This window comes from Cupriavidus sp. LA-1 (assembly GCF_055385985.1).
The window spans coordinates 268,853-288,232 of sequence record NZ_AP031389.1 but is presented as its reverse complement, the minus strand read 5'-3'; the positions used below and the strand labels follow the sequence as shown (position 1 = coordinate 288,232).

General features: G+C 60.3%; 19 protein-coding genes and 1 pseudogene. 8 read left to right on the top strand and 12 right to left on the bottom strand.

Translation table 11 applies throughout. The annotated features are described in order from the left end of the window. Window positions 1-20: 20 nt before the first annotated feature. Window positions 21-1,085, bottom strand: coding sequence for a WD40/YVTN/BNR-like repeat-containing protein (locus tag ACZ5MJ_RS33695; RefSeq protein ID WP_464226811.1), 1,065 nt, complete (start codon window positions 1,083-1,085; stop codon window positions 21-23). Window positions 1,086-1,260: 175 nt separating this feature from the next. Between ACZ5MJ_RS33695 and ACZ5MJ_RS33690 the strand changes: the two genes are divergently transcribed. The 3 genes from ACZ5MJ_RS33690 to ACZ5MJ_RS33680 all read left to right on the top strand — a co-directional run bounded on the left by ACZ5MJ_RS33690 (window position 1,261) and on the right by ACZ5MJ_RS33680 (window position 3,618). Beyond that, window positions 1,261-1,896, top strand: coding sequence for a TetR/AcrR family transcriptional regulator (locus ACZ5MJ_RS33690; protein ID WP_464226810.1), 636 nt, complete (start codon window positions 1,261-1,263; stop codon window positions 1,894-1,896). Window positions 1,897-2,146: 250 nt separating this feature from the next. Then, entirely contained in the window at window positions 2,147-3,154 is a 1,008-nt protein-coding gene (locus ACZ5MJ_RS33685; protein ID WP_464226809.1) for a fumarylacetoacetate hydrolase family protein, read from the top strand. Continuing rightward, window positions 3,154-3,618 (top strand): PaaI family thioesterase, encoded by a 465-nt coding sequence (locus ACZ5MJ_RS33680; protein WP_464226808.1) that lies wholly within the window; start codon window positions 3,154-3,156, stop codon window positions 3,616-3,618. Before ACZ5MJ_RS33685 ends, ACZ5MJ_RS33680 begins: the two co-directional genes overlap by 1 nt. On the opposite strand, the gene ACZ5MJ_RS33675 is transcribed toward ACZ5MJ_RS33680, so the two are convergent. Beyond that, window positions 3,560-4,216, bottom strand: coding sequence for a TetR/AcrR family transcriptional regulator (locus ACZ5MJ_RS33675; RefSeq protein WP_464226807.1), 657 nt, complete (start codon window positions 4,214-4,216; stop codon window positions 3,560-3,562). The genes ACZ5MJ_RS33680 and ACZ5MJ_RS33675 overlap by 59 nt on opposite strands. 202 nt (window positions 4,217-4,418) lie before the next feature. Between ACZ5MJ_RS33675 and ACZ5MJ_RS33670 the strand changes: the two genes are divergently transcribed. Both ACZ5MJ_RS33670 and ACZ5MJ_RS33665 read left to right on the top strand, forming a co-directional pair. Continuing rightward, on the top strand, window positions 4,419-5,588 hold the full coding sequence (locus ACZ5MJ_RS33670; protein WP_464226806.1) for an MFS transporter: 1,170 nt from the start codon (window positions 4,419-4,421) through the stop codon (window positions 5,586-5,588). Window positions 5,589-6,291: 703 nt separating this feature from the next. Continuing rightward, window positions 6,292-6,513: pseudogene (locus ACZ5MJ_RS33665) on the top strand (transposase); the annotation flags it as partial. Window positions 6,514-6,666: 153 nt separating this feature from the next. Here ACZ5MJ_RS33665 and ACZ5MJ_RS33660 read toward each other — a convergent pair. From ACZ5MJ_RS33660 to ACZ5MJ_RS33615, 10 genes are all read right to left on the bottom strand, one after another. Beyond that, on the bottom strand, window positions 6,667-7,602 hold the full coding sequence (locus tag ACZ5MJ_RS33660; protein ID WP_464226805.1) for a porin: 936 nt from the start codon (window positions 7,600-7,602) through the stop codon (window positions 6,667-6,669). A gap of 118 nt (window positions 7,603-7,720) precedes the next feature. Next, entirely contained in the window at window positions 7,721-8,719 is a 999-nt protein-coding gene (locus ACZ5MJ_RS33655; RefSeq protein ID WP_464226804.1) for a Bug family tripartite tricarboxylate transporter substrate binding protein, read from the bottom strand. Window positions 8,720-8,784: 65 nt separating this feature from the next. After that, the gene (locus ACZ5MJ_RS33650; protein ID WP_464226803.1) at window positions 8,785-9,147 is read right to left on the bottom strand and encodes a Rieske (2Fe-2S) protein; all 363 of its coding nucleotides are present in this window, start codon (window positions 9,145-9,147) and stop codon (window positions 8,785-8,787) included. Between the two features lie 7 nt (window positions 9,148-9,154). Then, on the bottom strand, window positions 9,155-10,090 hold the full coding sequence (locus ACZ5MJ_RS33645) for a VOC family protein (protein ID WP_464226802.1): 936 nt from the start codon (window positions 10,088-10,090) through the stop codon (window positions 9,155-9,157). Between the two features lie 22 nt (window positions 10,091-10,112). Next, complete coding sequence (locus tag ACZ5MJ_RS33640; protein WP_115215326.1) at window positions 10,113-10,673, bottom strand: cupin domain-containing protein; 561 nt, start codon at window positions 10,671-10,673, stop codon at window positions 10,113-10,115. Window positions 10,674-10,691: 18 nt separating this feature from the next. Beyond that, window positions 10,692-12,062, bottom strand: a complete 1,371-nt coding sequence (locus ACZ5MJ_RS33635) for a DUF1329 domain-containing protein (RefSeq protein ID WP_464226799.1) — start codon at window positions 12,060-12,062, stop codon at window positions 10,692-10,694. Between the two features lie 27 nt (window positions 12,063-12,089). Further along, a complete protein-coding gene (locus ACZ5MJ_RS33630) occupies window positions 12,090-13,736 on the bottom strand; it encodes a DUF1302 domain-containing protein (RefSeq protein ID WP_464226798.1) in 1,647 nt (548 codons plus the stop codon). Between the two features lie 47 nt (window positions 13,737-13,783). Beyond that, window positions 13,784-14,896 carry an FAD-dependent oxidoreductase gene (locus ACZ5MJ_RS33625; RefSeq protein ID WP_464226796.1) on the bottom strand — a complete coding sequence of 371 codons (1,113 nt, stop codon included), beginning with the start codon at window positions 14,894-14,896 and terminating at the stop codon, window positions 13,784-13,786. 41 nt (window positions 14,897-14,937) lie between these two features. Continuing rightward, entirely contained in the window at window positions 14,938-15,867 is a 930-nt protein-coding gene (gene kce, locus ACZ5MJ_RS33620) for a 3,5-dioxohexanoate:acetyl-CoA acetone transferase (protein ID WP_464226795.1), read from the bottom strand. A 109-nt stretch (window positions 15,868-15,976) separates the two neighbouring features. Continuing rightward, complete coding sequence (locus tag ACZ5MJ_RS33615) at window positions 15,977-16,645, bottom strand: FadR/GntR family transcriptional regulator (RefSeq protein WP_464226794.1); 669 nt, start codon at window positions 16,643-16,645, stop codon at window positions 15,977-15,979. Window positions 16,646-16,737: 92 nt separating this feature from the next. Between ACZ5MJ_RS33615 and ACZ5MJ_RS33610 the strand changes: the two genes are divergently transcribed. From ACZ5MJ_RS33610 to ACZ5MJ_RS33600, 3 genes are read left to right on the top strand one after another with little or no spacing between them, the layout of a single operon-like run. After that, a complete protein-coding gene (locus ACZ5MJ_RS33610; RefSeq protein WP_464226793.1) occupies window positions 16,738-17,280 on the top strand; it encodes a YceI family protein in 543 nt (180 codons plus the stop codon). Window positions 17,281-17,333: 53 nt separating this feature from the next. After that, window positions 17,334-18,338: an ornithine cyclodeaminase family protein gene (locus ACZ5MJ_RS33605; protein WP_464226792.1), complete on the top strand. Its 1,005-nt coding sequence runs from the start codon at window positions 17,334-17,336 to the stop codon at window positions 18,336-18,338. Between the two features lie 25 nt (window positions 18,339-18,363). Then, a complete protein-coding gene (locus ACZ5MJ_RS33600) occupies window positions 18,364-19,374 on the top strand; it encodes a dihydrodipicolinate synthase family protein (protein ID WP_464226791.1) in 1,011 nt (336 codons plus the stop codon). The last annotated feature ends 6 nt before the right edge of the window (window positions 19,375-19,380 follow it).

The following is a 19,380-nucleotide window of genomic DNA, read 5'->3' as shown; positions in this document are numbered from 1 at the left end:
GTCAATCGCGAGAACAGAGTTCATTTCTTGCCTCCATTAGGGACGGACACAATGCCCTGGATGCTGAGTGCGAGCAGCGAACCGTTGCGTTTCGGGAAAATGCCGGTCAGAGATGGCAACGGGGCGCCATTCAGTGGAACGAGAGCGCCTTTGCTTTCACTGAGCACCATGCCTGCCTGGTTCACCAGCACCAGTGAGCCATCGGTGCGCAAGGCCGAACTGGTGATGGACGCGGTATCTTGTGCCGTAATTTGCTTCCAGTTCACGCCTGCATCCATTGAGCGCAGCATATTGCCGCGTAGCCCGGCTACCACGATTTCGTTGTCAGAGGGAAGCTCGGCGGTGAAGAAGCTACCGTTGTAAGGGAGCTTGGCCGCCGCGAAAGTCTGTCCGCCGTCTTGTGAAAGCCGCACTAATCCCTGTTCTCCGCACACGAGAATGCGTTCGCCATGCCGGCGTATCGCATACAGGTGCAGGCCACGAGGGTTGTCCAGGCGATCCGCCCAGGAGGTCCATCTCTGTCCGCCGTCCGTGGTGGAGTACGCCATGCCATAGGCGCCGATGACGATCGCGCGCCGTGCGTCGAGCACTAGCAGGTCGAGCAGGGGTTTGTCAGGGCCCTCGGCCACCAGGCGCTCGGCGTCGCGCAGAGCCGTCGCGTTGCCGCTGGCCTGGGCTGCCGCAAGGGAGATCTGCGCGGCTTGGCGGCCGTCGAGCACGCGCGTCCAGGTTTCGCCGCCGTCGGCAGTGGCAAGCACGGTGCCGCCGTGACCGACCGCATAGCCATGTTTATCGTCGGCGAAGCGCACAGCAGTCAGCGTCACGCTGACCGGCATCGGCACTTGGTGCCATTTGGCTGCATCGTCGTCCGACACCACCACGATGCCGCGCTCGCCCACCGCGACCAGACGCTTGCCCGCCTGAGCGATGCCTAGTAGTACCGATTGCGCTGCTCGCTGAGAGATGATGGCGGGGCGATCCAGTGCCTGGCTGACAGGCGCAGCCCAAGCAACCCCCACGCCGCATGTGCCGATGCATGCGGCTAGTAGCGCTCGCGTGCGCCACCAGGCGAGGTTAGTGAACATGGGATTGTCTCCTTTTATGTTGCTTCTTAGTAACTTGTAGAGCAAAACGATACGAGCCGTATTATAATATCGATGCACCATGCACGCGTCAAACACTTGGGTCTTTCCTTAGGCGTGCATGGAGATGAATAGTGAGACGGTTTGGCGAATTTCAGCCGTCACTATGGAGAAAGCATTGACTTCGAGCACCACCTTTCCCACGACAACCCCAGCCCGGAACAAGCGTTCGCCAGGACGCACGCGTAGCGAGGCCGCGCGTGTAGCGATCCTAAGCGCCACCCTGAGCTTGCTCGAAACGCAGTCCCTGCAACAGATCACCATCGAGGCCATCGCGAAGGAGGCCAGGGTAGGCAAGGCGACCATCTATCGCTGGTGGCCCTCCAAAGCGGCCGTGGTGATTGACGCCTTTGTGCAGAACCACAACTTGCAGACTCCCATGCCGACAGGGGGTGGTTGCCGCGAAGCCATTACCGTGCATCTCCATCGCATGGTGCAGCAGTATGGCGGGCGGGGCGGCCGGTTGGTCGCCCAGATACTGGCTGAAGGGCAGTCGGAGCCGGAGGTTCTTCGCGAGTTCCGAGAGCGCTTCTTCTACGGTCGTCGCGCCATGGTCCGCGAAGTCATCGAGGAAGGGCGTCGCAACGGCGAATTTCGTACGGACATGGAGTCTGAGTTTCTGATGGACATGGTGTATTCGCCGGTATATTTCCGGCTCATGATGGGGCACCTGCCGCTGAACCAGAAGTTCGCCGATGAACTTGCCGAAAGTGCGATGGCCGTTTTGTGCGCGCCAGTGCAGGCGCACCGCTGACTTTTCCTGGCGATTGCGGCGGGGCCGACTTGGCGTTGAACAGGTCGCCAAGGGCGCCGACACCAAGGTGCCGACTTCCGTTGACGTACCCCCTTTAGTCTGTTAGTCTTTATAAAACGATACGAGCAGTTTTGCAAATATGGAGCGCGGCCAATAGATGGTTTGCTAAGCCTTGGCCACGCCTCCGATTCCATGTGATGTAACAACTCGGTTCCTTGCTCAACCTATTTCAACCACCAGGGAGACATGAATGAAGTTCGGCCGCATTTCCCGAGAAAGTCCTGATGGCGCTATCGCCCGCTTGGTCGTCGTCGAACCAGAGAAAGGGCGCGTCATCGATCTGGCTCGTGCTGGCGCGTTGTATGCGATGGGCAAGCGCCACGCCACGCAGGCCGCCGCCATGCGCCTGGCCCAGGCACAGTTCCCAGGCAGCATGGCGCAGGCTCTGGGGGCGAGCGACATCCTTGTCGACGCTGCCACTGAAGCGATTCAAGGCAGCTATGGCGATGATGCCTCGTTTGATATCAATAACGTTACGTGGCTGCCGGCTTCCGATCCCCCGGTGCTGCGCGACGGCCTGACTTTTGTCGGCCACATTAAGGGCTGGCACGAGCGCATGCAGCGTGAAGTGCCAGAAAGCATGTTGTTGATTCCCGGCTTTACCAAGAACTCGCCGAGTACCGCCATTGGCCACAACTCGGTGGTGCCGTGGCCGGGCTATATCAAGAGCAAGATGGATTATGAATTGGAGCTGGGCTATGTGATTGGCCGCGAAGGGGGCAGTGTGCGACCCGAAGACGCGATGAAATACGTCTTCGGCATCACGCTGTACAACGATTTCAGCGGTCGCGATTTGCAGCACAACGAATTGCCGATCGGCATGGGCAGCACCAAGAGCAAGGACTTCGCGCACGCAATCGGCCCTTGGATCACGACGTTGGACGAGTTCAAGGATCTGGATTCCATCCCGATGGAAGTGCGCGTCAATGGCGAAACTTGGGGTAAGGGCAACAGCGGAGGCAAGCTTTGGACTGTAGCCGAGCTGGTCGCCTATGTTTCGCTGGGCGAGAAGATCCTGCCGGGCGACGTGATTGGTTCGGGCACGATGGGCGGCGGTTCTGCGCTTGAGCTGGGTCGCGAGCTGCAGCCAGGCGATGTGGTCGAGCTGGAGGCCGGTGGCGTCGGCGTGCTACGCACCACCATGGGCCAGCCGATCGACGGCTTGTGGTGGCCCGAGCGGCGCAAGCCCTTCATGTGATGAGCGACAACCCGACACGGGCGCATGTTGCGGCGGCGGTGGCCGCCGGCCGCCGCGACGTTCCCCTGGATACCAATCCCGCCTCGGCCAGCTTGGGCGCGGTGTTGTGCGAAGGCACACCAGGAGAGCTGCGCGTGCGCTTCGTTGCGCCCGCCGAGAGCACACAGGGTAATGGCGTAGTCAGCGGCGGTACGCTGGCCAGCATGCTGGATCTGGCTATGGCAATGACCGTGCTGTCAGTGCTGCCGCCGGGGCGCACCTGCGCCACAATCAATCTGTCCGTCAACATGATGGCGGCGGCGAAGGCCGGACCGCTAATGGCCACCGCTACGGTCGAGCGAGTGGGACGCACCGCGGGCTTTGCCCGAGCCTCGTTGTTCGACGCCAGCGGTGAACGCCTGCTGGCTAGCGGGACTTCGGCTTTGTCGGTGTTTGACGAGCGTCCGGCTCCATCAGACGCATGACGCTGTCACAGTGCACCTCGGCGAACTCTTGGCTTAAGGGGGAATGCCCCGAAAGCAGATGGAAGTAGATGGGCGCGAAGAGCAGGTCCAGCTGGGACTCGGCCGGAATGTCGTCGCGGAACTCGCCTAGCCGGCGAGCTTCGTTGACGAGTTCCAAGGCCATGGCGTGCCGGCCATACCAAAAGCGTTCGCGGAATTCGCGCAGCACATCAGGGTCACTCTGACCTTCGGCGATGATCTGAGCCACGATGCGGCCTTCCGGCCCTGCGTACTCCTTAATCAGCAAACGCAAAATATGAGCCAAGGCCTCCCGAGGCTTCATGCCCTTAGGCGCCGTGACGCGGCTGACATGATTGACCAGGAAGGCTTCGATTACCACGGCCGCCTTGGAGGGCCACCAACGATAAATGGTGGCCTTGCCGACACCGGCCTCACGTGCGATGGCCTCAATCGAGATCTGCTGCAGTGATTGCTCTTCCAGCAGTTTCAGCGTGGCGTTCAGAATCGCCAGGCGTGAGGCGGTGCTACGTGTGCGCCCCGGGGAGCGTAGTGCCGCTTTTGTCACAGGTCCTCGTTGGTTGATGAAGATGCCCGCCATTTTACAGGCTCCAAGGGGATATTCCGCGGGATGTACCTACCTCGCCACAGCGTAGCTCGCCAGATGCTCGGCGATGGCATGCACGCGTCCAGGTGGGATGCGCCGTCCGGCAGGACTGACGTCCTTGGTTATTTATGAAACGGACCGTATAGTATTCAATCGAAAGAAACAAAAAAGACTCATCCAAAGTAAGGAGACAAGCATGAACAGATCCGTGGACAGCGTGAAAGGCTGGACTTCCCTAGTGTTGTGCCACTGCTCGGGGTTGATCGACCTCGTCGCCATGCCGGTGTGGATCGGTATCGTACTGATTGGCATGTACGGATTGGACCCGCAAAATGCCGGCGCCCTAGTTTCGTGCTTCCTGGGTGCGGCGGTTCTCAGCAGCGCGGTCGTTTCACCGCGCGTCAACCGCATACGCGGAGTAGTGGCGGTGCCACTAGGCTACGGTACGGCCGCAGCGGCCTTCATCGCCATGGCCACGACCCGCGACTACAACACGATGATCGCGCTGCATCTCATTGGTGGTCTGGGTGTCGGCGTAGGGCTTTCGATGGCGCACGCTGCCATGGGAGCCAGTTCCAATCCGCACCGTTTGATCGCCGTGGCTTTCCTGGCCTTGACCCTTGTGTCACTGGGCTTCCTGGGTGGCGTGTCCAAACTGGTGGTGGCATACGGAGGCCCGGTACTGTTCCTATCGTTGGGTTGCATCATGCTTGTGGCGGCGTTGTTCGCGCTCATCGGCTTCCCATCTCGCCGCTCTAGCATCTCGCTTCCGGATGCGCCGGTTCATCCCGGCAAGCTGCCGAGGGTGGTCTGGCTCGCAATGATTGGCACTAGCTTCGCGCTGTTGAACCATTCGATGATGTTCGGCTTCGTTGAGCGCGTAGGCGACGCGCACGGCTTCAGCCGCGGACAGCTCATGAACACGATGCTAATGATCGGCCTAGTTAACCTTTCCCCCGGCGTCCTCGCCGCGTATTTCGAGAAAAGAATCTCGCCCAGAGTCGTTATCGTGTTTGGGCCGTTGCTGCATGCCATGTTGTGCCTGATGTTGACGCAGACGACAACCTATACCGTTTATACGATGGGCTCCTGCCTCTTCCCGGTGGTAATGACCTTCACGCACACCTTCATCTTCGCGTACCTGGCTCGCCTTGACCCCTCAGGGCGTGCGGTCGCGGCTACGCCTGTGATGCTGATGACCGGTTCGGCTATCGGCCCCTTCCTTGGGGGCACGGTTGCACAGAGCTTCGGCTATCCAAGCCTAGGCTGGATGGTCGTCGCGCTGGCGGCAGTCAGTGTGTGCTTCTTCCTGGCTGCGGTGCGCGGAGAGTCCCGCGGAATCCGCGGCCTGGCGAAGGCCGCATGACACTAAAACCGGAATGATCGTAAGCCCCGCCGTCGCATCGGCCGATGAATGTACAGCGGGGTGCACCGGCAGTTGAGCCCCGCTGCTCAAGCGGGACAACAAGCAGGAGGCGGAGATTTTCAAGAGGCACGAGCAGCGCGACGGGCGGCAAATTCCTTTGGTGAGACCGCACGCAATCTGCGCTTTGGGGGAGCAGGAAGCGGAGTCGGCTTTGCCAGTCCGCTGTCCAAGAGCGCTAAGTACTGAACCACTTGCTCTTCGGTAATGCCGGTGCCTTGCGCGCATTCAGAAAGCCTTGGAGTCCTAGGCCCATTCCGCTCAATAGCACTGATCAGTCCTTGGGTAGTCATGTTCCCCGCAGGATAGCAGCCTTATCAAGGCCAGATTGAACCTGCAGTCCAATCCGGCACGCCTCCGGCGGCCCGCTTCCCGCGACTTCCCCTCCCAGCCGCATAGGGGGCTCACCAGATTGGATTGCATCACCGTGTCTCCTCCCTCCGCATTGCTTGCGGAGCTTTCGCGCCCGGCCCTGCCGATGTCGGAGCCGGGCGTTTCTTTTGGGGAATCCCCCATGAACGACAACCAGATCGAGGCCGAGGTCCAGGCCAAGGGCTTGAGGCTCTCCCAAGAGTTCGTGCCAAGTAAGATGGGAGAACGACGGCATGATGTTCATATGTTCACTGCTGGAGAGCAGGAGGATGCCGTGAAGAAGATCAGGTACACCGAAGAGCAGATCGCGCATGCGCTGAAGCTAGCGGAACAGGGGATGCCGGTGGCGGAAACCTGCCCAAGAAGGCCATCTGTGACGAGACGTTCGATAACTGGCGCACGAAGTACGGCGGGCTAACAGCGTCGGAGGTCAAGCGGCGGCAGCCGCTAGGAAGAGAACGCCGAGCTCAAGCGACTGGACGCCGATCGGTCGCTGGGCTTGCGCCGCGAGATGCAGGGGCGGCAGCGAGCCTACTGCCGCGGGGGGCCATAACCTGGTGCCGTGCCGGAGGGAACAAGATCTCAAGCCAACTGAAACGCCTGGAAAGTATTAGGAGACGCTGCCGGAAGACACAGCGCTCCCAATCCGCTAAAACTTGTGCCGGAGCCCTATAGCTGTAGTAAATCCACTCCCTCTATCGCTCAGCTTGTCGTATAGCGAGGTAGCATAGGCGTCGGTCCGTTTAGAAAACGCGTATAGATATCCGATGCCAGCGTCACGGCGACGTACGTCTGGCTGATTGGCTGCCCGTATACTGGTCTGCACCACGGAAAGCATGAATCTTCCAGAGAGCATTGGAATCGTGGCGCCGAGTTGCACAGTATCTGTTCTCAGGCTGACGCCGCTGGTTCTTGTGCCGTCATACTGCAGGAACAGCTTTGCAGAGCCAATGTCGTATGCTACGCCGGCAGCAAGAACACTTTGCGCCCAGCTTGCCTTCGTGATCGCAGTGCCCGTACGTGTCCGCTGAAAGGCGACAGAAGCAGTAAGCGGCCCTTTATCGAGATACAGCATCGCAACAGCGTTGTTCGATGCGTTGGAATCAGACGCTTCTCCCAAGGCATAGACAAATCGACCGGACAAGCCGCCGAAGTCTGGAGTGTAGTACCCCATTGCGTTGCTCCAGCCAGAATCCCCGGCTATGTATCGCCCGTACTGTGGATTCCATAGAACCGTAGTCAAGGGCGACAACTTTGTCGAACTCCCAAAGGGATCAAACTGCCCTGTCAGCAGAAACGTAGGGTTTGACAGTTTTCCTAAACGGACCTCTCCAAATCGACCGGAAAGGCCGACATAGGCATTTCGCGAAAACATCGGATCATTCGCAAAGCGCCCGCTTTGCCCCGTGTCACCGAGAAAGAAGCCTTCGATGCGAAACGTTGCGTTCAGACCCCTCCCCAGATCCTCAGTGCCTGTCATCCCCCAGAACGAGGTGGACAATCCTCCGCTCTGTAAGCCAATGCTGGCGCGCTCCTCGCCACTCGCCTTCGTGGATCCCATATAGGAGTCAATGATTCCGTACAACTCGACCGCGTGTACGGGTACTGGCGCGCTAAGTAAGGGCGCAAGTACAGCTACAGTACTGTAAAGAAGCCTTTTTTTGGATTGAGACATTGCTTCCGTAGGTTCTATTCGTGGCCTATCAGTCAAACTTCAGTCTTGCTTGGGTAATGATCTTGCGATACAAGGCTGCATCCTCTCGAAGCTGTTGCGTCATGCGAGCCGGACTTCCGCCCGCTGGCACCAGACCGAGTTCTTGATAGCGCTTGCGCAGTTCCGGATCCTGCAACGCGACATTCATTGCACGGTTGATCTTTTCGATAGTGACCTGTGGCGTCTTCTGGGGAGCAAGGATGCCAACCCATCCATTGATATCAAGACCCTTTACACCTGCTTCCGCAATTGTCGGTACGTTAGGCATACGCGGATCGCGTCTGGACGCTACCAGGGCCAACACTCTTACCTTCCCGGCGTCGATGAGCGGCTTGGCGGACGCGTCGAAGGTCATGTCGATTTGACCTGCGGCTACATCGTTCAGTGCATTCGCAGTGGAGCGATACGGGACATGGGTGATGTTCGTCCCAGTCAGCGTCTTCAGGTACTCGCCAATGAAATGAGCACCGCTCCCGATTCCCGAACTGCCATAGGAAAGCTGTCCGGGATGTGCTCGAGCATAGCTCACCAACTCTTCGAGGTTCTTCGCCGGCAGCGATGTCCGTACGACAAGTGCCGCGCCCGAGAGCGTTGCTGCTACTCCGACTGGCGCGAAGGAGTTGACTGGATCGTATCGGACGGTGGACTCGGTAAGTGGCAACGTGCTGAAGCTCATGTTCGTGAACAGAACGGTATCGCCATCAGCCGGCGCACTCGCAACGACCATCGTGCCAATTCGGCTGCCACCCCCAGGCTTGTTGTCAATGATGATGGTCTCGTTAAACACCATCGACATGCGTTCCGCGAGTATCCGTGCCGCCTGGTCGCTGATGCCGCCGGCAGCATACGGGACAACCATCTTGATGAACCGCTTCTCTTGCGCGTGAAGGTGAGGAGTCGTTAGCCCGATGAACGTAGCAAGCAAGCCGAAGTGAAAGGCCCGAGCAATTCTTGAAGTGAGGATGGGCAATGGCATTTTGGCCAACATGAGCTCTCCAGTAGCACTGTTTCTACAAGTCGGGGGAAGGGGTTGTTGCGGGAGGATTGCTGAATTCAAATGAAGGCGCTGATATAACACCCTTCTTCTATGCGTAAAGGCACGGCTTCCAGCACTTGTCCCTGACATGGGCCGAGGACGCAGAGGCCATCATCAAGCCTGAAGCGCGCCCCGTGGCCATGGCAGATAATGTGCTCGGCCGCACCGTCCAGGTAAGCATGCTTGCGCCAGGGCATCGAAGCCCCAGGCCAGTGCGGACAGGAATTTCGGTAGGCGCGCAGTAGACCGCCGCGTTGTACGATGAATAGGTCGTCGGTGCCCCGACCCAGTAGATCAAAACCACGCGCCCCCGTCTGGGGCAGCTCGCTCAGTTCGCAGAGTCTAAGCCAGACGGGAGCCTTGGGTGTGACCGCTTGCATTCAGGGTTCAGGGTTGACCGTCGGGGCCGTTTGGTGCCCAAGTTTCACGCCAGTTGAAAAGGAAGATCTGCGAACGGTCGGCTTGGGCATTCTCCACGCGCGGCACCCAATTGTCGTCGTGTAGATCCATGTCGGCGTCGTACTCGATGTGGCAGCCAAGCGGGGAATTGAAGTACCAGAACCAATTGCTGCCCATGACATGACGACCTGGTCCCCAGTACGACTCATATCCCTTGCGCTGCATGTTTTGGCCAGCCAGCAGTACTTCGGTAGGACCGCCCATGTGGAAGGTGAAGTGCTCGCAGCCCAGCATGTGCGCCGGCGTCTGGATGAGAAACATGGTGTGGTGTTCAATGCAGCCGGCTGGCCGCAAGAACGGCCCCATGCCAACGAAGCGGTCGGACAGTCGGAACCCCAAGCGCTTGATATAGAAGGACTCGGCCTTGTCCACGTCGGGTACGAAATAAACGACGTGCGAAAGGGACCGGGGCTTCGGCAACGGCGGGTTGGGGCCGCTGTTTACGCCATTGACATTGAAGCCTCGTTGCGGGGCGCCGGGGGCGTTGACCTGTTCGCCCGGTAGGTCCAGCTTGCGCCGCACCGTGACCTGAAAGCCGAGCGTGAAACCCATGTCATCGACGGACTCTATCGAGCCGTCGGCCAAGGTCTTCACCTCGCGGTCCTTGGCTAGTTCCACGGCGATTGCGTCTAGCGTAGCCTTGTCGGCCACGCCGTAGATTGTTTTGCGCAGTTGGTTGGTCGTGGGTTGGGTCCAGCTGGGCAGGCTGGGGTCGCTGGTCTGACGGATGATGACGCCGGTGCCATCGAGCGCTGTGAAGAGGCCATTGCCCTGGTCTTCCAACCCGTAGTCGGTCAAGAACTGGGCGCCCAACGCTACGTCGTCGACCGCAAACACAAGGTAGTCGGGTCCGATGATGTTCATTTCTTCTCCATATATGGATGGCTTACAGCGGTTCGCCGGGCACCAGATCCAGCAGTACGAAAGCCATGCGACAGGGTTTGTCGGAGCGGTTGGACCAGCTGTGGTTGGTAGCGCGCTGGACGAGGATGTCGCCTTGGCGCATCAGCACTTCGCCCTCGTCCATCATGGCGTAGATCTCACCTTCCAATACGATGGCGTAGTCCAGGGACTCAGTCTTGTGAAACCAGAAGTGGCGTGGCTTGTTGTTGTCGCGCACGCCTGATTCGTCGAGAAACTTCAGCAGCTCTTCTTGGTTGTAGAACGAGTCCGGAGCGAAGTCGGCGACGCGCAGGATGGAGCCTTGCGACGAGTGGAATGGGAACTTGTGTCCTTTTGGCGCCGGCTCGTCGCCGATCGCACGCGCTTCGCCGGTGGCCCACAGCACATGCGCCGCGGGGCGGCCCGGCTCCCAGAACGCGTTGGGCGCGTCGCCGTCGGACTGGATGTACGAACGCCCCTCAGCGTTGGTGCCAGTAACGATTCGGCGCACCGGGCGGTATTCGAGCTGGCGCAGGTCTTGTTTCTTCTCTTCGTTTGTTTGCATGGTGATACTCATGAATAATTAGCGGACACTCTCGCCTGCCATGTTCTCTGGCGCGAAGAACGATTTCGAATAGGGTGTCGTGTTGATCTTGTAGTGCATCTTCTGCTCGGCGCCGACCTCCATGGCAACGTAGCTGCCCGCCAGCAGGTCGTAGGCGCCGAAGCCGAAGGCAATTTGGCCCGGCACGTCCGGCATGGCGACCGGGGTCGAGAAGGCCATGCGCCAAAGCTTGTCGTTGGCGTCATAACGGTCGGCGAGTACAGCCAACCAAGTGTCTTCATCGAGGTAGTAAACAGACTTCTTCGATGTGTGGCGCTGGCCTGGCTTAAGCGTAGCTTCCACCACCCAGACACGGTGCAGTTCCCAGCGGATGTAGTCCGGGTTTAGGTGATGTGCGCCAAGGACGTCGCTGTCTTTGGTGGCCGTTAGCACGCGGTTGGAGTTGTAGGGGATGTACATCTCCTTCTTGCCAATCAGTTTCCAATCGAAGCGATCCATGCGACCGTTGAAGGTTTCGATCTCGTCGAACGATAGAACACCGGCGGCGGCAGGGGTTGGCGTGTCACAGCAGGCATTGGGCAGCTTGCGCACGCGACGCTGGCCCACCAGGTAGACCCAGGTGTTGGTATTGGTTTCGTCTATCGTCTGGTGGCCCACGATGGCCTCGCCCGCTCGGATTGCCGGGCCGTGGGTGTCGAGGCGCACCATCCAGTAGAGATCGTCGAGCTTGTCGGAGCGCCCGTCCTTAAAGTAGTAGGGCGTGTTGTTCTGTTGGGTGATGTCGGACAGCAGCACGGGTTTGCCGTCGGCCGTGACCTGCCAGTTGTGTGCGTCCTTGACCCAGGACTCACTGCGCCAGCGCAATTTGTGGTTGAGCATGGCTTCCGCCCCGCTCTTCGGGATCGGGAAGGGGATGCCGCCGTAGGCGCCCTTGGGAACCGGTCCACCGCTGGACTCAGCCAGCGTGGCGTGCGTGGCGTTCTGGAAGATATTGTCGTACACGTACTGCGGCGCGGCGGCGGACCGGTGTGTCTGGTAGACATCGAGGCGATAGGTGTCCGGGTATTTTTGCAGCAGCGCTTTTACGCCCTCGGTCAGTTTGTCGCCATACTGATCCATGTTCTTCGCGGTGATGCGCAGCGTGGGCTTTTCGTTGGCGAAGGGGTCGGGGCGGCGGCCGCCGTTCTTGAAGCCGGGGGTGGGCGTGGTCAGGCCGCCGGTCCAGGCAGGGATAGTGCCTTCCTTGTTACCGGGCTTTTCTGCGCCCAACGGGGTTAGGTCGCCTTTTAGGCGGGCGGCTTCGTTGGCAGGGACGCCGGCAATAGCAGGCGCCATCACGGCCAGGGCGGAAAGCACCGCGGCTGCGCGGGTGAGCTTCTGGAATGTCATGGATTGCTCCTCTCTTGTCTTATCGGGTTACAACGTGCGGCTGATGGACAGCGAGACGAAGTCGCGGTCCTTCATGAACTGTTGATAGGAGAAAGTCGGGGGGAAGCCAGTCATCATGGGACGGCCCGCACCGTAGAAATGCGTGTAGGCCAAGCTGAAGCGCCATACGTCGAGGTAGCTGCCCTTCACGCCGATGCTCATGTCGCCCCCGTTTTCTGCGGGCAGCGAGGGGCCCAAGGCTTGCGAACGCGAGCCGGCAGGACTCCAACTGAAGCCGATTGGCACGCTGATGTCCACGCCTGGCAGCACCTGGCGGTAGGTCGGTTCCAGCACCATGCGGAATGCCCAGGCGTCGCGCGTGGAGTTGGGGTCGAGCGCCTGGGGATTCTTCTGCACCGACAGCACGCGGTTCCACATGACTTCGGCGATCAGCGAGGCTTCGCGGGCCAGGAACGACGAGGGCAAGGTCGAGAGCGTGCTGATGTTGATATGGGCGGTGCGGCCCACGGCGTAGGCGGGGTTATTGCTGTTGTTATTGGCCGATGTGCCCAATAGCGCCGACACGTCGTTGGCGGCGGTGGAGGCCAGGTCCTGGTTGTGTCGGACTGACCCTTCGATTGCCAATTGCATGTCGCCGAACGTGTGCGAGGCGCTGGCCCCCAAGGCGGTGATGCCCTCGTGGTAGACCAGGTGGTAATTGCTCGGAAACCCGGGGGGCACGATGTCATTTACGATCTGCTGGTTCTTGCTGTTGAAGCGCACCGCGTACAGGCCGAAGTCGGTGTCAAGCGCCGAGAAGCGTAGTTGCAGGCCGCCCTGGCCGCTGTTCTTCGCGTTCTGGTCCGGGCCGCGGAACAGTGGCTGGGGGGAACCGGGGATGAACATGGCTTCCCCGCCTGCTGGCTGGAAATCTAGACCGGAGAAGTAGCTGCCGGCTGCTGGCAGGCGATTCGATCTCCATTCGAACTGGTAGAAAGCACCAAGCGAGACGGCGGGGGTCAGTTGCCATTGCGCTGATACTTGCGGCACGGGCAAGAGCGCTTCCTTGAATTGTGTGCTGGGCACCGATGCCAGCTTGATGACATCGACGGGGGCCATGGCGCCAGCGATGGCGTTGCTGCCGAAGAATAGGCTTTCGCCCCATAGTACCGAGTGCTGACCAGCACGCAGGTTCAAGCGCGTGTTGCCGAGATCGAATCCGCCGAACATGAAGGCGTCCAGCAGCTCAGCGTCGCGGCCATGCAGGGTGCGGGTTGTGGGGTTGAAGCTGTTATAGGAGCCAGAGAAGCGATTGGCCGTACCCGGAGAGTTGTTGTCGTTGCTCGTGTTGTAGACGCTGTCGTACCAGGCGGCGCCGCTGACGCGCATGCCGTAGCGCTTTGCATAGACTACGTCGAGCTCGCTCAGCAAGTCCACGCGGTTGGAAATCAGGCCTCGATTGAAGTTTCGGTTACCGTCGTCCGTGTTGGCAGAGAAGGCGTTACCGGTGAGCATTGAGTCGCTCTGACCGTGCACGCGAAACGCATTGCTGTATTTCAGTGTGTTGTCCCAGCGGACGGAAAGGTCCTCGTTGCCAGTGTCGATACTAAATGCATGTGCTCGGGGAATTGTGCAGATCGCCGCGGCTAACGCCAGCACGCGCAAGCCGCGATTTGGTTGTTTGCAGTACGTCACCGTTTGTCTCCTCTTTTGTTGTGTGTTGGTGTTGCCTGTTTGGCGCCTTACATTGGTTCGCCAAGGAACTTGTAGGTATCCAACAGCAGCGCGGCGGTCCTCTGCGCGTTGCCCACCGGGTCTTCGCGTTCCCAACGCGAAATTTGGAACGACGCCTCCCATACGCGTTTGACGCGCGGGATGCGGCGGTTGCTATAGGCCTCGAGCGCCTGCGCGGCTGTGCCGGGGGCGGCCAGGCACTCAGCCAGCACCACGGCATCCTCAATAGCCATGCCGCCGCCAGAGGTCAGCTGAGGCGTCGGTGCGTGCGCGGCGTCGCCCATTAGGACCACACGGCCCTTATGCCACCAGGGGCCGGGCATCAGGCGGGCGTCGAAGGGGCGGAACAGCACCTGCTTGGGACTGGTCAGCTGCTCGAGCGCTTGGCGGATGAGGGGTGCGGTGTAGGCGGCCAGGCGCTCCTTCAGCAACACGTCCAGCTTGTCGGGCGGCATGTTCAGCGGCTTGTCGCTGTTTTCCAGGATGAACAGGTAGCAGCCGTCCTTTGAGGTCGGAATCGCACCGACGCCAGCGCCCTTGTGGCGGAACAGCCAGAAGCCGTCGTGCTCGGGCAGGCGGGGCGCCGAGAAGCGCCAGCAGCTCTGGCCGACGAACTCGGCGTCGTACTTAACGCCGAAGACCTTGTGGCGGATCTTGGAATAGACGCCATCGGCGCCTACGACGACGTCGTATTCAGCGACGCTGCCGTTGCTGAAGGAGACCTTGACTCGGTCGCCCAGGTCTTCCAGTTCGGTGACGGTGGTGTTGTATTCGATCTTCGCGCCGGCTTCGACGGCCGCGCTTTCAAGCACGTGCGCTAAGTCGGGGCGCTTAATGCCGATGCCGGGCGGGGTGGGGTTCTCGCTGATCTGGTTGCCCACAGCGTCGAACTGGCGGAAATGATCGATCTGCTGTCCATACTCCAGGCAGGGCTCCGTCAGTTCAACTTGGTGCATCGCGCGCATGGTGTTGTGGAGAAGGCAGATGCCGGTGCCGGCAGCCGAGCTTCTCGGCGCGATTTCCACGCAGTGCGTACTGATCCCGGCCCGGGCTAGGGAATAGGCGGCCATGGCGCCGCCGATGCCAGCGCCCACGATCAGGACGCTTTTCACGTCTGACATGACTTTCGTCTCCTGTTGTTTGTTTTTGTTTGGAAGGTGGCTTAGAAGGCGACTTCGTTCTTGCCTTTCAACTGCAAGAGCTCTCGCACTTCGTCAGGCTTGGCGATCTCCAACCCCAGTTCCGTGAGAATGGTGCGGATCTTGCGCACCTGCTCGGCGTTGGATTGCGCCAGCTCACCGCGGCCGATGTAGAGACTGTCCTCCAGGCCGACGCGCACGTTGCCGCCGAGAATTGCCGACATGGTGGCCAGCGGCATCTGATTCTTGCCGGCGGCCAGGATGGACCAGTGGTAGTCGTTGCCAAACAGGCGGTCAGCTGTGCGCTTCTGGTGCATCAGGTCTTCGGGGTGGGCGCCTTGCGCGCCGCGCAGACCGAACACGCTCTGCACGAACAGCGGCGGTTTCACCAGACCGCGCTCCAAGAAATAGGCCAGTGTGTACAGATGGCTGATGTCGTAGCACTCGAACTCGAAGCGGGTGCCGCCGGCACGACCCACGTTTTCGAGGATCCATTCGATGTCTTCGTAGGTGTTGCGGAAGATCATCCCGTTGGTGGACTGCAGGAAGGGCTTCTCCCAATCGTGTTTCCAGGCGCGGTCCTTCTGCGCCATTTCGGAAAGGACCAGGTTGATTGAGCCCATGTTCAGCGAGCACATCTCGGGTTTGAGCGCGCGGCCAGCCTCGGCGCGTTCAGCAATGGGCATGCTTGGGCCGCCGCCGCCCGTGGAAATGTTGATGACTGCGTCGGTGGAATCTTTAATCGTGCCGACGAACTGGCGGAAGACATCGGGGCTGCCAGTGGGCTTGCCGGTGAGGCGGTCGCGGGCATGCAGGTGCACGATGGCGGCGCCGGCCTCGACGGCTTCGACGGAGTGCCGGGCGATTTCCTCGGGCGTCACCGGCAGGTGCGGCGACATCGACGGCGTATGTGCGCCCCCCGTGACTGCGCAGGTGATGATGACCTTCTTCATCGTTGTCTCCTGTTCGTTATTAACGGATCGAGCCGTATCGTTTCATAAACAAATGAGTTGGTCAATCGGATTTCAAGCTACTGCTTGTAGGGGATTTCTCGGGTAGGTGTCAGCGCTGGCCGAACAGCCGGGTGCGTACCGAGCGTAGATGCTCGCGCATGGCTTGCTCGGCGCGGTCGGGATTGTGTGCTCGGATGGCGTCCACCAACTGGTGATGCTCGTCGTCAGTGTCCTTGCGTGGCCCGATCATCGGGGAGTAGACCGCCTCAATACGCGAGTCCAGGTTGACGCGTACATGGGTGCGCATGATGTCGTACATCAACAGCAGCAGGGCGTTGTGCGTGGCTTCTGCGACGGTGCGGTGCAGGCGCTCGTCCAAGCGCTTCCAGTGCATGAAGGGTCCAGAGGCTTCCATCTCGGACAGGCATTGCTCCAGGGCAGCGATGTCTGCAGGGGTGGCGTGGATGGCGGCTTGGGCAGCTAGTTGGGGTTCCAACACTAGGCGCGCGTCCAGTAGGTCGTCCATGCTGATTGCGGCAGAGAGGCTGGCGTCATCGGCTTGAATCTGGCGCGGGCCGATGAATGTGCCCTTGCCGACGTGGCGCCAGATCAAGCCTTCGCTTTCCAATCGCTTGAGCACCGTGCGCAGGCGCCCGCGGGATATGCCTAGCGTTTCGCACAGCTTGGGTTCCGGCGGCAGACGCAGGTCGGCCTCTGTGCCTGCGCGGGCTTGGATGTAGTCACGGAGGCGGGTGACATCATCATCAATCAAGTTCATGTCGGTAAATCAATTTGTTAATTGAGGTGCATCATATCTGGCATATGATACGTGCTTTACCTCAGCAGTTTACCCGCCATAGGAGCAATCAAATGATGAATTCCATCGACTGGGTGGTCGATAAAGCACATGCACATATCGGATTTTCGGTCCGCCACCTCGGGCTGACCAGCACACCTGGAGTGTTCAAGCGGTTTTCCGCGCACTTGCAGTTCGATGATCAACGCATCGAGGCGTCCAGCGTGTCGTTCGAAATCGATGTGGCCTCCATCGACACTGCGCTTGAAATGCGCGACGAGCATCTTCGCGGCGCCGACTGGTTCAACACTCAAGTACACCCAAGGGCTGTATTCGTTTCCCGTGCGGTGCGACGAAGCGAGCACGCGGACTTTGTAATTGAAGGTGACTTGACCCTGCGCGGCGTCACCCTGCCGGTCGCTTTCGACGCCGCGCTGACGGGGCGCGCGGTCAATCCCTGGACCCAGGCACCGGTGGTCGGATTCAAGGCGGTCGCCACCATCAGTCGTGAGGCATACGGCATGGGCGCCTTTCCCGGGGCATTGTCGGATGAGGTGCGCCTGAAGGTCGAGATCGAGCTAACATCACAAAATGATGCGCATCAACAAACTGATTGACACGTTATTTGTTGCAAATTAAGCTGTCCTGACTTCCCCCGGCGATGACCATCATGAGCATATCCCATTCCCCCGTTTTCGTCTCAAGTGATACTGCACGTACCGTATTGGATTGGAGGGAGGCTATCGCTGCCCTGCAGGCCGCCTATTCACAGCCGATTCCGCCCCAGTCGACACCGGCCCGCAGCGTGGCCGCCGTCGGCAAGACGTGGTTGCGCACGCTGTCGGCCGTGCCGGTGGGCGGACGCTACTACGGTGCCAAGGTCATGGGCGCGGCGATGGGTAGTGCCAAGCCTGGCGTGGAATACGCGATTGTCCTATTCGACCGTGAAACCAGCCGCATCGCGGGTTTGGTCGATGGCGCGCTCGTGACCGGCTTTCGTACCGCAGCCACGTCGGCCGCCGCGCTCGACCGTCTGGCGCCACCGACTCCGGCGCGCCTGGCCGTGCTGGGCAGCGGGCTTGAGGCCTCGATGCACGTGCGCGCTATCGCCAGCGTGCGTGAACTGACCGAGGTGGTCGTGTTCAGCCCGACGCCCGAGAAACGCGCCGCGTTCGCCGAAGCGGTGACGCGCGACTTGGGCGTGCAGGCGCGCGGCGTCGCCTCCGGCCAGGAGGCAGTGGACGGCGCGAACATCGTGCTGTGCGCGGCCCGTTCGCGCGGAGAGCTTCCGATCTTATACAGCGACTGGCTGAAGCCCGAGGCGACCATTGTTTCGATCGGTTCAACCGTGCCCTCGCAGCGCGAGATTGACGCCTCGGTCGTGGCCCGCAGCGACATCATCGTTTGCGACATGCTGGAGGAAGTGCTGGAGGAAACCGGCGACATGCTCGCCGCCAAAGAGGCGGCCATCAACTTTCACGATAAGTCTTTCAGCATGGTCGAGCTGATGAGCGGCAAGCTCGAAGACAAACTGGCGCGCGCGCGGACGCGCATGTTCAAGTCGGTTGGCGGCGGTCTGCAGGACATCGTGGTGGCCGAACTGATCCTGACTCGCGCGCTGGAGAGGGGCCTGGTGACCTACCTGCCCATCGAATTCGAAAACAAGAGCATCTGAACAACAATCACGGAGAACACGCATCATGGCCAGTTACACCAAGAAGGAAGCCCGTGAGTGGGCAAAGCAAGCCCTTGTCGGCGTCGCCAACGTCACGATCCCGACGATGACCAATGACTTCACGCGCATCAACGAAAAGGCGATCCGCCACGACGTGCGCCTGACTATCGAGCACGGCTTCATCGGCTCCCTGGCGGTGTCTGAAGTGCCGCTGTCGCTGGAAGAGCACGATCAGTTCCAACAAATCATGGTCGACGAAGCCAAGGGCAAGCTTCTCGTCGTGCACCACGCCATCTTCAACACGCTGGAAGACAACATCGCGGCGGTAAAGCGCGCCGAAGCCAATGGTGCTGACCTGGTGCTGCTCGGCTACCCGCCGCACTTCTATCCGAAATCGCTGGACGACGTGTATGAGTACACGAAGGCAGTTTGCGATGCGACCAATCTCGGCGTAATCGTTTTCCCGGTGCCGACTTGGGGATTTGGTCGCCTACATCCGGCCGACATTCCGGTGGCCGTGCTGCGCAAGCTGGTCGACAACTGCCCGAACGTCGTGGCAATCAAGGCCGAGGGCGGCATGCCGTACTTCATGTCTGCCATTGAGGTGCATCGCCATTTCCACAAGGAGGTAGTGATTGCCTCGCCGCTGGAATACGAATACATCCCGCTGGCGCAAGTTGTCGACATCCCGTTCTGCGGCACCAATTACAGTGCCTTCTTCGGTCCATGGATTCCCCGTGCGCACAAGCTGATCCGCGAAGGCAAATACGATGAGGCTACCGACCTGTACTACAAGCTCGAGCCAATGCGCCGCGCGGTGTCCACACTTGGCTTCGGTGGTCAGGGCCTGTCCAACCGCCTTCTGTGGAAGTACCAAAGCTGGCTGCAGGGCTACAACGGCGGCCCGGTCCGCCATCCGACGGCGCGCGTGCACGGCAAGGACATGGCACTGCTGCGAAACGCTACTCAAGCGGCCGGCCTGAACCCGACCAGTTCGCCGGACGAAGAATTCTTCATCGGTCGCAACCCAGTCTGAGGTATA